The following is a 13,482-nucleotide window of genomic DNA, read 5'->3' on the forward strand; positions in this document are numbered from 1 at the left end:
TTCAACCGTTCTTAGTGTCAACCTAATTCAGGACGGGTCACTGCGTATTCACTCAGCTCTTCAAGGCCAGCACCGGCCGCATGGCCATGGCCTGCAAGCCATGGTGCAGGCTGGCGATCAAGCTCACCAAGAGCAGGCCCAGCAGCGCCAGGGCTTGCGGCCACAAGCCCATGGCTGCCCGGTCAGCAAACTGGCTCAGATAGCTCTGGCCCAGGAACCAGGACAGCGGCAGGGCCAGCAGGGCTGCGATCAGCAGCAGGCCGGCGAACTCGCGCAGCAGCCGGGTCAGGGCCTGGCGCGGCGAGGCGCCGTAGAGCTTGCGCAGCACCAGCTCGCGCGCATGGCGCTGCACCAGATAGGCCGCCAGCGCATAGACGCCGAAGCCCGCCAGGGCCAGGGCCAGCACGCTGCTGGCCGTGACCAGCTCGGCCAGGCGCAGGTCGGCGCGGTAGGGCTCCTGCATGGCCTCTTCCACCGCTTCCAGCTGCAAGGGTTGATCCGGCACATAGCGCTTCCAGATCGGCGCGATGAAGGCCTCGGCCCGCGCCAGGCTGGTGGCTTCACCATCGCGCAGGCGCAGATTGAGCACCCAGGCACCGCGCCCTGTGGCCAGCACCTGCTCGCTGGTCTTGAGTGCGAAGGCATGGGGCTGGCTGGGCTGGCGCGTGCTTTCCAGCAGCTGCTTCGGCACCACGGCGGCGATGCGCCAACTCTGCTGACGCTGGGCCAGGCCGGTGTAGGCGAAGCGCAGTTCCTGCCCCAAGGCCTCAGCGGCCTGGCTCCAGCCCATGGCGCGCAGTGCCGGCTGGTCCAGCACCACGGTGTCCTGCGTGCCCGCACGCAGCTCGCCGCTCAGCAGGGGGATGCGGTAGAGCACAAAGAAGTCGGCATCGACATGGACGATACGCAGCTTGCTGGCTTCTCCGGTTTGCCCATCGCGCAGAAAGCCGCCCTCGCGCTCGATCCGGCCGCTGCCGGGCACGCTGTCGCTCCAGGCAAGGGCCTGCACCTCGGGGCGCTGAGCCAGGGCCTGGCGCAGGTCTTCCGCCAGCGCCGGGCTGGCGCCGTCGGGCATGCGCAGGGCCAGCACGCCATGGGGATCAAAGCCCAGCTCACGCGCCAGCACATGGCGGTTCTGCAAGCTCAGGACCAAGGCCAGGCTGCTGGCCAGCAAGGCCACGCCGAACTGCAGCACCGTCAGCGTGCGGCGCAGCCAGCGGCCCGAGGCGCCTTCGCTGGCCTGCCGGCCCTGCAGGGCGGCGGCCGCATTCTGCCGCCAGGCCAGCCAGGCCGGGTAGAGGCAGACCAGCAAGCCCAGCAGGGCGCAGCCCGCCGCCAGGCCCAGCAGAGGCAAGGCTTGCAGGAGGCTGTCCGGCACCGGCAGCTGCAGCACGCCGGCCAGCCAGGGCACCATCAGCCAGGCCAGCAGCACCGCCAGCGCGGCCGCCAGCGCGATGCTCAGCTGCGCCTCCGCCGCGAACTGCAGCAGCAGGCGCAGCGGGCCCAGGCCCAGACTTTTGCGCACGGCGATCTCGCGCTGGCGCTGCACCGTGCGTACGCTGCTGAGGTTGATGAAATTGAGCAGGGCCAGGCTCAGCAGCAAGGCCGCCACCCCGCCCAGGGCCAGCAAGGCCTGCACGCGCAGGCGGCCCTCGCGGCCCTCGAAGGGCAGGTGGGTGATGGGCAGGGCGCGCATGAAGGCGGCCTTGCGGCCTTCGGCCGTCCAGTCCGGCGGCAGCATCTTCATGATGGGGCTGGCGTCGAGCAGGGCTTGCGCTAGCGTGCCGATCTGCTCGGCGCTGGCGCCTGGTGCCAGGCGGCCGTAGATCCGCCCGGTGATCTGGAACCAGGCGCTGCGCATCTCCTCGTCCAGCTCGGCGGCGGGCGAGTTGAAGCCGACGAAAGCCGGCTCGCGCAGCGTGCTCTGCGAGCCGGCATCGGGCAGCAGGGCGCAGACGCTGAGCGGGTGCTTGCCGGCACGAAGCACGCGGCCCAGGGCACGCTGCTCGCCGAAGAGCTGGCGGGCCAGGCTCTGGCGCAGGGCGATGGTGTCGGGCCGGGCCAGGCAGGCCCGCAGATCGCCCTGCAGGCTGCGCAGGCCGAACAGCTCGACGGCGCTGGCGTCCAGGGCCAGCACGGCGCTGCGCTGCTGGCGCTCGCCCACGCGCAAGGTCAGCCAGTCGCTGCTGCTGCGGCTCAAATGCTGCAGCGGCGCGCCGGATTTCTGCAGCGCCTCGTGCAGCGCAAAAGGCGCGCCCAGAAACCAGTCCTCCTGGCGGCCCGGCATATTGCCGTGGAAATCGAGCATCACGATGCGCTCGGGTTCCTGCAGCGCCGGGTCGGGCCGGAAGCGCTCGCCCAGCATCACCGCCAGCAGATAGCTCGCGGCCAGGGCCAGGGCCAGGCCCAGGATCAGCACCGAGGCATTGAAAGGGTCGGCCCGCAGCTGACGGGCCGCCACACGAAGGTCCAGAAAGCGCATGGTGCGGCGGCCCCCTTCAGTCAGTCAGTCGCGCAAGGCCAGGATGGGCCGCATGGACATGGCCGCCAGGGCATGGCGCAGGCCTGCCAGGCCACTCATCAGCAAGGTGACCAGCAAGGCTGCCAGCAGCGGCCAGCCGCCCATCTGCGCGCGCTCGATGAAGCCGCTCAGGTACTGCTGGGCGATCCACCAGATCAGCGGCAGGCTGATCAGGGCGGCCAGGCCCAGCAGGGGCGCGAACTCCTTGACCAAGAGCGCGGCGATGTGGCGGTGGCCGGCACCGTGCAGCTTGCGGATGACGATCTCCAGCGCCGCGCGTCGCACCGTGTAGGCCGCCAGCGCATAGACGCCGAAAGCGGCCAGCAGCAGGGCCAGCAGGCTGGAGGCCGCGATCAGGCGGCCGATATTGCGGTCCAGGCGGTAGCGCTGGGCGAGTTCATCGGCCACGCCGTTCATGACCAGCACATCGTCCGGCATATAGCGCGGCCAGAGCTCGCTGACGGCCGCGCGCAGGGCCGCCATATCGCTGCCGTTCAGGGTCAGCGTGCTGTGGCCGTTCTGGCGCAAGGCGAACAGCTGCGGCTGGCGCAGATGGCGCGCCGTTTCCTGCTTGACCGGGCCGACGATGGCCACCACCTTGACCGGCTCCCCGTCGTCGAGAAGCACCTGGCCCAGGGCGTCCTGGGTGCGCGCGAAGCCCATGGCCTGAACCGCAGTGCTGTCGATCACCACCGGGTTCACCGCCTTGGGTCCATCAGGTTTCGGCGCTTGCTCCGGAATGCTCACACCTTGCAGCGAACCATGCAGAAGCGGGATCTCATAGGTCGCGAAAAAATGCTCGTCCACGGCATTGAAACGGGTCGCAGCGCGGGTCTCGCCACGGCTCAGCGTGGTCACGCTGCCGATGCCGTTGCGGCCCGGCACGTCCTCGGCCATGCTGGCCGAACGCACCGCCGGATGCTGCTGCAAGGCCTCGAACAGGGCGCGTTTGGCTTCGAGCTTGGCGCTGTCGGGCAGCTCGACGGCGAGCAGGCCGGCGGTCTTGAAGCCCAAGTCCAGGCGGGCCATGAACTCGCTCTGCCAGACCACCACCACGGCCGCGCCCGACAGGGTCAGCGCCGCGCTGAATTGCAGCACCGTCATGGCGCGGCGCAGGCGCCGGCCGGCCGCGCCTTCGCTCTGCTTGCGGCCCTGCAGGGCCGGAGCGCAATGCACGCCCAGGGCCACGCGCGCCGGGTAGAGCCCGGTCAGCGCACCCAGGGCCAGGCAGCCCAACACCAGGCTGAGCAGCTGGGCCGGTGCAAACAGCTTGGAAGCGAACTTGACGTCGAGCAGATCGGCAAAGCTCGGTGCCAGCAACCAGGCCAAGAGCAGGCCCACGCCGCCGGCCAGCAAGGCCACCAGGCTGGACTCCAGCACGAACTGCAGACCCAGGCGTGCCGGGCTGGCGCCCAAGCTCTTGCGCACGGCGATCTCGCGCTGGCGGCGCAGGGTGCGCACGCTGCTGAGGTTGACGTAGTTGATGGCCGCCAGGGCCAGCATGGTCAGGGCCATGACGCTGAGTGCGCTGTACAGCACCAGCCGGGTCTGGCTGCCGCCGCCTTCAAACGGAATGCGGGTCAGGGGCACGGCGCGCACAAAGGCGCTCTTGCGGCCGCCGGCCCGCCACTCGGGCGGCGCCTGGGTCGTGCCCGGGCTGCGGTCGAAGATGGACTGCATCAGGGTGCCGAGCTGGGCCGCGTTGGCACCATCGGCCAGGCGCGCGTAGACATTGCCGTTGATGTAGTACCAGGCGCTGTGTATCCAGGGCAGCAGACCGGCGGCGGGAGACTCGAAACTGGCCAGCACATCGAACTCCAGCTCGCTGTTGGCGGCCTGGCGCGGCAGCACGGCGGCCACGGTCATGTCGTGGCCGCGCATGCGCAGGCGCTGCCCCAGCACATCGCTGCTGCGGCCGAACAGGCGTTCGGCGGCGCTGGTGGTCAGCGCCACCGTGTCCGGCTTGCTGAGAGCTGCCAGCACATCGCCGCTCACGGCCTTGAGGCCGAAGATGGCCACCAGATCAGGGTCGGTGAACATGACGCGGTTCTTGCTGACTTGTTCGCCCACGCGCAGACCCAGATCGCTCTCTGTGGTGCGCGCTGCGTGGCTGATCGGGGCTTTCGCCTCCTGCAAGGCTTTGCGAAAGACATAGGGGATGGAGCTGAACCAGTCGTCGTTGCGCCCGGGGATATTGCCCTTGAATTCCAGGCGCACGACCCGGTCGGGGCGCGGCACGCTGGGATCGGGCAGCCAGCGGTCATTGAGCAGCAGGGCGATCAGGTAGGCGGCGGCGATGGCCACAGCCAGGCCCAGCACCACCACCAGGGAATAGGCGGGTTCGGCGATCAGCTGGCGCCAGCTGACGCGCAGGTCTTTGAGTTTCATGGACGTGCTTTCGGGTTCAGGCCGCCAGAGCGTCCACGAGGACGCGGCCATCGAGCAAGCGCAAGCAGCGCGAGGCTTGAGCGGCATGAGCCGGCGAGTGAGTCACCATCACCAGGGTCGTGCCTTCCTCGTTGAGCTCGCGCAGGATGCGCATCACCTCGTCGCCTTGAGCGCTGTCGAGGTTGCCGGTCGGCTCGTCGGCCAGCAGCAGGGCCGGGCGCGAGACGATGGCGCGCGCAATCGCCACGCGCTGCTGCTGGCCGCCCGAGAGCTGTGAAGGCCGGTGATTGGCGCGGTGGTCAATGCCCAGGCGCTGCATGGCGGCATCCACTCGGCCGGCGTGTTCGCTGCGCGGCACATCGCCGTACTCCAGGGCCAGCTCGATGTTCTCGCGCACGCTCAGGTCGTCGATCAAGTTGAAGCTCTGGAACACAAAGCCGATGCGGCCGCGGCGCAGGGCGCTGAGCTGGCGCTCGTTCCAGCCGGTGACGTTCTGGCCCTCGAACCAGTACTCGCCGCTGCTCGGTGCGTCCAGCAAGCCCAGGATGGACAGCAGGCTCGATTTTCCGCAGCCCGAGGGCCCCGTGATGGCCAGGTATTCGCCGGCCTCGATCTGCAGATCAATCTGGTTCAGGGCGGTGGTTTCGACTTCGCTGTTGCGGTGCAGCTTGCTGAGGTTTTTCAGTTGGATCATGGCGTTCTCTGTCCTCTTGGGGTGTTCTTAGAAACGATGGGGGTCAGGTCTTGAGCTTGAGCAGCGGCGCGTCGCCGTAGGCGCGCACCTTGGAAACGATCACGCGTTCGCCGGGCTGCAGGCCGTCCAGCACCTCGATGCGGCCGGCCGCGCGCCGGCCCAGGCGCACCGGGCGGCGCTCGGCGGCCGTGCCCTCGGCATTCAGCACGTAGACCCAGGCGCCGCCGCTGTCGCCGTAGAAGGCGCCGTCGGCTATCAGGCGGGCGCGGCTGGGCTGGCCCAGCACGATGCGCGCGTCCAGGCTCTGGCCGGCTTGCAGGGCCGGCGGCATGCCCTGGCTGAACTCCAGCTCGACGCCAAAGCGGCCGTCTTTCACCTGCGGCAGGCGCTGGCTGACGGTCAGGGGCCAGGTCTTGCCTGCGGCCTCTAGCGTGGCCTGCAGGCCTTTTTGCACGCGCGCCAGGTAGAACTCATCGACATTGCCGGCCAGCTTGAAGCTGGCGATGTCGTCGATGCGGCCGAGGCGGTCGCCCGGCTTGACGCTGCTGCCCACCTGCAGGCTGAAGCCGCTGAGCTGGCCATCGCGCGGCGCCCGGGCGGAGAGGCCGGCGGCGGCCTGGCGCACCACGGCCAGGCCTTCGCTGAGGCCTTTGACCGCACGCTCCATCTCGGCCACGGCCTGCTCACGGGTGCGGATCTCGGCGGCGCCGTCTTCGCGCGCCTGGGCCAGCAGGCGCTGCTGCTGCTCGCGTTTGAGCTGCGCATCTTCCAGCACCGATTTGGAGACAAAGCCCTGCGCGGCCAGGCTTTGCTGGCGGGCCAGGTCGTTCTCGGCCCGGGTCAGCTCGTGCTGCAGGCTGCTGAGGTCGCGGCGCAGCATGCTCTGCGCATTGGCCAGGGCCGTGCGCTGCATGGCCAAGTTGGCCTGCTGCTGGGCCACCTCGGCCGAGCGCTGCAGCACCTCCTGCTCGCGCTGCGGGTTGGACAGGCGGTAGAGCAGGGCGCCGGCCTTGAGCATGTCGCCGTCGCGCACCAGCACCGCGTCGACGCGGCCGGCGTCGGTCGCATCGAGCAGCACCTGGTGGGCCGGCACGACCTGGGCGCGCAGGGTCAGCTCATCGCGGAACTCGCCGTCGGCCACGGTGGACAGGCTCAGCTCGCTCAGCGGAACCGACAGGCCGCGCGGCACGCTGAGGTAGAGCGCGGAGGCCACCGCCAGCGCGGCCAGGCTGAAACCGGCCCAACGCAGGGCGCGGGCGTACTTCTTCTTCGGCAAGGGGCGGTCCATGGCGGCGCCGGTGACGGGGGGCAGGCGGTGCAAATTCGCATTCATGTCGCCTCTGTACGCAAAGCGCGTGCCAGGCTGTACTGCCTGGTTTTCGGTCGCAATGGCATCGGGCCTGTCCGGGAGCGGACACCCGGCTGACGCTTCGCCTGAACACCTGTCCGGAATCGGACAGCTGGCCGGCCCGGCGCGCTGCTAACCTCGCGCCATGGCGATTTTGATTCTGGACGACGACCCCGATGTGGCCCTGGCGGCGCGCTTGCTGCTGCAGCGCCGCTTTGGCCCGGTGCGTCTGCTTCAGCAGCCCGAGGACCTGGCCCCGGCCCTGGACTCGGGTGATGTGGAACTGCTGCTGCTGGACATGAATTTTCTGCCCGGCCGCACCGATGGAGCTCAGGGTTTGGAACTGCTGCAGCGCGCTCTGGCGCACAGCCCGGAGCTGCCGGTGATCGTGATGACGGCCTACGCCGAAGTGAACCTGGCCGTGGCCGCGCTCAAGGCCGGCGCTTTCGACTTCGTCACCAAGCCCTGGGACAACGCCAAGCTCTGCGCCACCGTGGCCGCGGCCCTGGCCCGGCGTGCGCCGCAGGGTGGAGCCGGCCAGCCTTCGACCCTGCTCGGCGAAGCGCCGGCCATGCGCGAGCTGCGGGCCTTGATCCAGAGCGTGGCGCCGACCGAGGCCAATGTGCTGGTGCTGGGCGAGATGGGCTCGGGCAAGGAGCTGGTGGCACGCGAGATCCATGCCTGGAGCAAACGCAGCGGCGAGACTTTCCTGGCCGTGGATCTGGGCGCCCTGTCCGAGACCACGCTGGAGAGCGAGCTCTTCGGCCACAAGCGCGGCAGCTTCACCGATGCGCGCCAGGAGCGGCCCGGCCGTTTTCAGGCGGCCGCCGGAGGCACCCTGTTCCTCGACGAGGTGGCCAATCTGCCCCTGGCCGGTCAAGCCAAGCTGCTGACCGTGCTGGAGCGGCGCGAGGTGACGCCGCTGGGCGCCGACCGGGCGCTGCCGGTCGATGTGCGCATCGTCAGCGCCACCAATCTCGACGAAGCGGCGCTGTTCGACCCGCAGCGCTTCCGCCCCGATTTGCTTTACCGCCTCAACACCATCGTGCTGCGCGTGCCGCCGCTGCGCGAGCGCCGCGAAGACATCCCGCTGCTCGCCCGTCACTACCTGGCCGCCTATGCCCAGCAGTACGGCAAGCCCCTGCGCGACTGCAGTGCCGCAGCTTGGCAGGCCTTGCAGGCGAACGACTGGCCGGGCAATGTGCGCGCGCTGCGCCATGCCTGCGAGCGGGCCGTGATCCTGGGGCAGGGCGCGCAGCTGGAAGCGGCAGACTTTGGCTTGAGCGCCGCCACCATGCTCGCCCCAGCGGCTGCGGCGACATCGAGCGCCGGCCCGAGCCTCAGCCTGCACGAGCGCGAGCGCGAGGCCCTGGACGAAGCCCTGCGCCAGGCCGAGGGCAATATCAGCCAGGCCGCGCGCCTGCTGGGTCTGAGCCGCGCAGCACTCTACCGGCGCATGGAAAAGCATGGGCTCTGAGCGCGCGTCGCTGTCGCCGGCACAGCTTCAGCAGCAGCGCAGCCAGCGCCTGCGCGGCCGCGTGCTGCTCGCCGCCTTGCTGCTGGCGCTGGGCGCCGCGGGCTTGGTCTGGCAGCAAGGCTCGCCGCGCTGGCAGGTGCTGATCCTGCTGGCCCAGCTGGCCGTGGCGCGTTGGGGCTGGCTGGCTTTGGGGCGTTTGCAGCTGCCCGCGCTCGCCCTCGATCAGCCGCAGGGCAATCCGGCGCTGCAGGCCGATCTGCAGCAAAAGCTGAGCCTGCTGGAGGGCGAGCTCGAGCATGTGCCGGTGGCCTTGCTGCGCATCAGCGGCGAGCAGGTGACGGCGCTCAATGTGCGCGCGCGCCGCCTGCTGGCGCCGGGTGGGGCGCTGGAGCGCGAGGCCTTGCTGGCGCAGTTGCGCGAAGCTCGCGGCGAGGCCGGGCGCGAGCTGCTCAGCATCGCCACCGAGCGCGGCCAGGAGCGCTGGCTGCTGGCCGGCAGCCGCCTGAGCCTGGGCGGTGTCGATGCGCGCCTGCTGGCCTTGCTGCCGCTGGAGTCGGAGCTGGAGGCCGAGACCCTCAAGGCCTGGCGCCAGCTGGTCCATGTGCTGACGCACGAGATCATGAATTCGCTGACCCCCATCGCCTCGCTCTCGCGCACCGCGCGCGAGATGTTGGGCGACCCCGAGGCCGGCCCCGATCTCAACCTGGCCTTGGACACCATCGCCCGCCGTGCAGCCTCCCTGGCAGCCTTCGTCGGCCATTACCGCAGCATCAGCGAGCTGCCCGCGCCCCAGCCCGAGGTGCTGCAGCTGTCCGAGCTGTTTGCGCGTTTGGAACAGCTGGTGGCCGCCGACTGGCGCGCCCGTGGCGGCGAGGCCAGCTTCACCGTCGAGCCCGAGAGCCTGAGTCTGCGCGCCGACCCGGGCCAGTTGGAACAGGCCTTGCTCAACCTGATCAAGAACGCCGCCCAGGCCACCGCCGGCCTGGCCCAGCCGCGCCTGCAGGTGCGCGCCCGCCTGGTGCGCGGCGGCCGCTTGGCCCTGGAGGTGCGCGACAACGGCCCCGGCGTGCCGGCCGGTCTGGAGAACGACATCTTCCTGCCCTTCTTCAGCACCCGCAGCGCCCCCCAGGCTCGCGAAGACGGCAGCCATGGCATCGGCCTGGCCTTGGTGCGCAAGCTGATCCACGGCATGGGCGGCACGGTGCGTTACGTCAAGCCGGTGGCGGGCGGGGCGTGTTTTGTTTTGAGCTTTTGAGTTCGTGTCGCTTGGGCGTCGAGACGGGCAAGCTCAGAGCATCGCCTTGCCGAGTCGCGGGTTCAGCCACCGCTCCATGGCTGGCACCGTGGCACGGCCATCCTCGCCGCCCAGCTGATTGGCTATCACGGCCGCGCTGAGAAGTCCTCGCTTCATGCCCTCCCTGGTTTGAGCGTCGGGCTCGGCGCTTTGGTTTCGTCAATGGTGACGCGGCTTCTCTGTGCCTGTATTTTGAAAATTATGTTGGGAACTTGGGCGCCGTTGGGTGGCAAGGGACTGCCGCGCGGGCGAAGCCTCAGCCGGGTGCGAACCGGTGCACGACGCGGAAGTGCTCGCAAGCCACCAGCAGGTCGTCACTGAAGCTATGGCCGGCACGCGCGCACTCGCGCTGGAAGTAGTCGCGGTGCGCCTGTTGCCAGAAGGCGAGCGAACCGTCGCCTTCACCCTCCGCCGCCGCGAACTCGGCCGTGACCTGATCAAAGGGCAGTAGGTCCACTTGCAGCGTCTCGATGATGCAGAGTGGCCGGTCCTGGGCGTCGGTGACGATGCTGAGCAGGCCGGCCTGCGGCAGGCCCAGGCCCGAGGCTTGATAAGACCAGACCGCGCCGGCCGTCGCGCGCTTGCGGCCGGCCATCACCAAGCCGGCCAGCTCGTCCATCAGCTCGGGCGTGTCGCCGAACTGGCAGACCTCGTAGAAGTGGTCCTCGGACAGGCCGCCGACGCTGTCGGCGTAGGCCTGCCACAGCGGGCGCAGGGCTTCTGGAACTCGCATGGGCGTCTGCCTTGTGAAAGCGCCGGTTCGGTCGCGGCCTCATTGTGGCGGAGGCCCCAGCGCGCCCGACACGCACGGCCGCGGGGGGGGGGCTCACTCGCCTTTGAATGCCATCGGGTAGCGACGCACATACCAATCCCGCACCTGCTCATGATCCAGACGCAGAAAGCCGCGCAGTTCAGGAATGAGCAGCAAACCCAGGCCGTTGCACAGAAATCCGCCGGCCATGATCAGGTAGATCGCCGGCAGCGATGCGTCCAGCAACAGCAGCAAAAAGCCGGCCAGCGCCGGTGCCAGGCTGGCGGCGAGCTGGGCCGTGCCCAGCTGTGCCGCAGCCATGCGGGAGCGGAAGGCGTCGGGCACGGCCAGGGCGCGATGGGTCTGGCCGACCAGCTGGGTGACCGACATGCAAATGCCGATCAACGCGAACAAGAGCAGCAAGCCCGGCGCCTGCTCGCACAGGCCCAAGCCGCCTAGGGCCAGACCACAGAGCGCCACCGCCAAGGCGATCGCTCGCACGCGGTCCAGGCGCAGGATCAGCGCATCGGCCAAGCCGGCAAGGCCGATCAGCAGGCCGGCTGACAGCGCGGCCCCGCAGGCGCCAAACCAGCCGGCGGACAGCCCGAGTGCCTGCAGGCGCAAGGGCAGCAACATGCCGGTGGCGGGCTGGAAGAACACCATCATCAAGGCGCCGCACAGCGTCCACCAGCGGTCCAGCTCGATGCCCCATTTGGCGCGCAGGCCGGCGCGCAGCTCCGCCGACCAGGGCCGCCGTGATCTTGGTGGCAGTGCCCGGCATGGCGTGGCCGAAGCGGACATGCGCCACGCGGCTGCGGCGGCTGCGACGGCCAGCCCGCAGCTCAGCAGCAGGCTGGCGCTGCTGCCCCGGAGGCCGAGCGCCGCGCCGGCCAGTGCCGGGCCCAGCAGGCTGCCCAGCGCCTGTGCCCTGCGCCGCAGCCGTATGGCCTGGGGCAGCTGCGCGGCCGGAACCAGCTCAGGCAGCAGGCTGGCCTGTGCCGGCAGCAAGGCGGCGTTGGCCAGGCAGGAGGCGAGGCCGCAAAGGCAGATCCAGTGGAATGCGTAATGGCCGAAGTGCGCCAGACCGGCCAGCAGCAGGGCTTCCAACACGAGGCCGAGGCGCGCGCCGCAGACCACGCGCGCCTTGCACAGGCGGTCACCCAGGGGCGACAGCAGCGGCATGGCCAGCACACTGCACAAGGCCATGGCACTGCCGTATATCGCCAGGTCGGCGGCGCCACCGTGGCTGGCCATCCACCAACTCAGGCTGGTCTGTGAGGCGCTGCTGGCGAGCAGGCCCAGCCACTCACCGAGCAGCAGGCGGCGCAAGGCCGGCACTGATCGGTCTGCGAGCATCGTTCCATCGTCCTGCATAGGGCGTTCCTTCTTGGGCTGTGGGTAGGCGGCGGATTCTGCTCAGACCCAGTCGCGGCCAACAGGCACAGCTGCAGGTCTGGCGCATGGGTACAGAAGAGGCCGGCGCTGTATCGATGCATCGCGATCGGCTGTGACTCCATGCGGCGCGGTAACAGCCGCTAAGCTGCTCGGCTTTGGCTGCCCTTCGGATCGTGAGTTCTGCCCCTACCTCGCTGTACCGCGCCCTGGCTGCTGAGCTGCGGCTTGCCCTGCAGTCGGGCGCCTTTCCGGCCGGCAGTCGCCTGCCTTCGGTGCGTCAGCTCTGTGCCAGCCATGGCCTGAGCCTGGCCACCGTGACCCATGCGCTGCATGAGCTGGAGGACGCAGGCCTGATCGAAGCGCGTGCGCGGCGTGGCTATTTCGCTTGCGCGCCCGTTGCCAGGCCGGCCCCCGTGCTGTCGGCGGCCACGGCCCTGGCGCTCGATGAACGCCGCCAGCGCCTGATGAGCCTGGCCGCCTCCCAGGCCGGCGTGCTGTCCCTGGGACATCTCGGCCTGGCGCCCTCTTGGCTGCCTTTGGCCGCCCTGCAGCGTCTGCTGGCCCGGCAGCTACGGCGCCATCCGGCACTGCTGGCGCAAGGACTGGTTCACGGATCGCTGGCCTTGCGCGAGCAGCTGGCCCTGCGTGCGTCGCGACTGGCCTGCGATTACAGCGCCGAGGACATCGTGGTCACGCAGGGCGAGGGCGAGTCTTTGCAGCTCTGCCTGCGTTTGCTGAGCCAGCCCGGCGATGCGGTGGTGGTGTCCGGCCCGACCTCCTTGCGTACGCTGGAATTGATCGTCAGCATGGGGCGGCGCGTGCTGGAGTTGCCGCCAGGTTTGACGGGCTCGCAGACGGTCCAGGCACTGGACGAGCTCATGCAGACCCAGGCGCCGGCGGCCTGCATTCTGGAACCGGTGTTGGATCGCGTCACGGGCGCCAGCTGGGCCGATGCCGACAAACAGGCCTTGGCAGCGCTCCTGGCCCACCACCGGCTGCCGCTGCTTGAGTGCGATCTTCTGGGTGATCTGCATCACGGGGCCTACCGGCCGCGCCCGGTCAAGGCCTTCGACCGCGATGACCGGGTGCTGTACTGCGGCAGCTTCGCCTGCAGCACCGGCCCGGGTTTCAATGTCGGCTTCATCGCCAGCCACCGCCACCACCTGAGGCTGCGGGCAGAGCGAGCGGTGCATGGCGAGTTGTTGCCTGCGCTGATGGATCAGGTCTTGGCCGCGTTCCTCGCAGAGGGCGGCTTTGATGCGCATCTGCGCCGGCTGCGCAGACGCCTGAAGCTGGAATTGCAGCGGCTCATCCAGGCGGTGCTCCATCACTTTCCAGTCGGCAGTCGGGTGAGCGGCAGCGAAGGTGGCTATGTGCTCTGGGTGGAACTGCCCGAGGGTCTCGATGCCTGTGCGCTGTTGGAGCAGGCGCGCGCACGCGGCTGCAACTTTCTGCCGGGCGCGGTCTTCAGCCAGGGCCGGCAGTTCGACCACTGCCTGCGCCTGACGGCCAGCCAGCCCTGGGACGCGGAACGCGAAACGGCGGTCCGCATGTTGGGCCAGCTGGCTTGCGCCATGCAACAGGACCGGGCCTGATTCTTCTTCTGCACCCTTG

10 protein-coding genes are annotated in these 13,482 nt (G+C 69.6%); 3 read left to right on the forward strand and 7 right to left on the reverse strand.

Translation table 11 applies throughout. The features are described from left to right. Positions 1 to 52 precede the first annotated feature (52 nt). From LNV23_RS18030 to LNV23_RS18045, 4 genes are read right to left on the reverse strand one after another with little or no spacing between them, the layout of a single operon-like run. Positions 53 to 2,482 (reverse strand): FtsX-like permease family protein, encoded by a 2,430-nt coding sequence (locus LNV23_RS18030; protein ID WP_263564250.1) that lies wholly within the window; start codon positions 2,480 to 2,482, stop codon positions 53 to 55. Between the two features lie 24 nt (positions 2,483 to 2,506). Further along, positions 2,507 to 4,909, reverse strand: coding sequence for an FtsX-like permease family protein (locus LNV23_RS18035; RefSeq protein WP_263564251.1), 2,403 nt, complete (start codon positions 4,907 to 4,909; stop codon positions 2,507 to 2,509). A 16-nt stretch (positions 4,910 to 4,925) separates the two neighbouring features. After that, positions 4,926 to 5,603: an ABC transporter ATP-binding protein gene (locus tag LNV23_RS18040; protein ID WP_263564252.1), complete on the reverse strand. Its 678-nt coding sequence runs from the start codon at positions 5,601 to 5,603 to the stop codon at positions 4,926 to 4,928. A 43-nt stretch (positions 5,604 to 5,646) separates the two neighbouring features. After that, positions 5,647 to 6,936, reverse strand: a complete 1,290-nt coding sequence (locus LNV23_RS18045) for an efflux RND transporter periplasmic adaptor subunit (RefSeq protein ID WP_263564253.1) — start codon at positions 6,934 to 6,936, stop codon at positions 5,647 to 5,649. A gap of 160 nt (positions 6,937 to 7,096) precedes the next feature. Between LNV23_RS18045 and LNV23_RS18050 the strand changes: the two genes are divergently transcribed. Further along, positions 7,097 to 8,428 (forward strand): sigma-54-dependent transcriptional regulator, encoded by a 1,332-nt coding sequence (locus tag LNV23_RS18050; RefSeq protein WP_263564254.1) that lies wholly within the window; start codon positions 7,097 to 7,099, stop codon positions 8,426 to 8,428. Further along, positions 8,418 to 9,683, forward strand: coding sequence for a sensor histidine kinase (locus LNV23_RS18055; RefSeq protein WP_263564255.1), 1,266 nt, complete (start codon positions 8,418 to 8,420; stop codon positions 9,681 to 9,683). The genes LNV23_RS18050 and LNV23_RS18055 overlap by 11 nt, the downstream gene beginning before the upstream one ends. Positions 9,684 to 9,716: 33 nt before the next feature. Here LNV23_RS18055 and LNV23_RS18060 read toward each other — a convergent pair whose 3' ends face one another. The 3 genes from LNV23_RS18060 to LNV23_RS18070 all read right to left on the reverse strand — a co-directional run bounded on the left by LNV23_RS18060 (position 9,717) and on the right by LNV23_RS18070 (position 11,829). Next, positions 9,717 to 9,839 carry a hypothetical protein gene (locus LNV23_RS18060; protein WP_263564256.1) on the reverse strand — a complete coding sequence of 41 codons (123 nt, stop codon included), beginning with the start codon at positions 9,837 to 9,839 and terminating at the stop codon, positions 9,717 to 9,719. A 139-nt stretch (positions 9,840 to 9,978) separates the two neighbouring features. Further along, complete coding sequence (locus tag LNV23_RS18065; protein ID WP_263564257.1) at positions 9,979 to 10,455, reverse strand: ASCH domain-containing protein; 477 nt, start codon at positions 10,453 to 10,455, stop codon at positions 9,979 to 9,981. 93 nt (positions 10,456 to 10,548) lie between these two features. Next, positions 10,549 to 11,829 (reverse strand): MFS transporter, encoded by a 1,281-nt coding sequence (locus LNV23_RS18070; protein WP_263564258.1) that lies wholly within the window; start codon positions 11,827 to 11,829, stop codon positions 10,549 to 10,551. Positions 11,830 to 12,041: 212 nt separating this feature from the next. On the opposite strand from LNV23_RS18070, the gene LNV23_RS18075 reads away from it, so the two are divergent. Further along, positions 12,042 to 13,463 (forward strand): aminotransferase-like domain-containing protein, encoded by a 1,422-nt coding sequence (locus LNV23_RS18075; protein WP_263564259.1) that lies wholly within the window; start codon positions 12,042 to 12,044, stop codon positions 13,461 to 13,463. Positions 13,464 to 13,482 lie beyond the last annotated feature (19 nt).

This window comes from Kinneretia sp. DJ1R-11 (genome assembly GCF_025717595.1).
Lineage (GTDB): Bacteria > Pseudomonadota > Gammaproteobacteria > Burkholderiales > Burkholderiaceae_C > Paucibacter_A.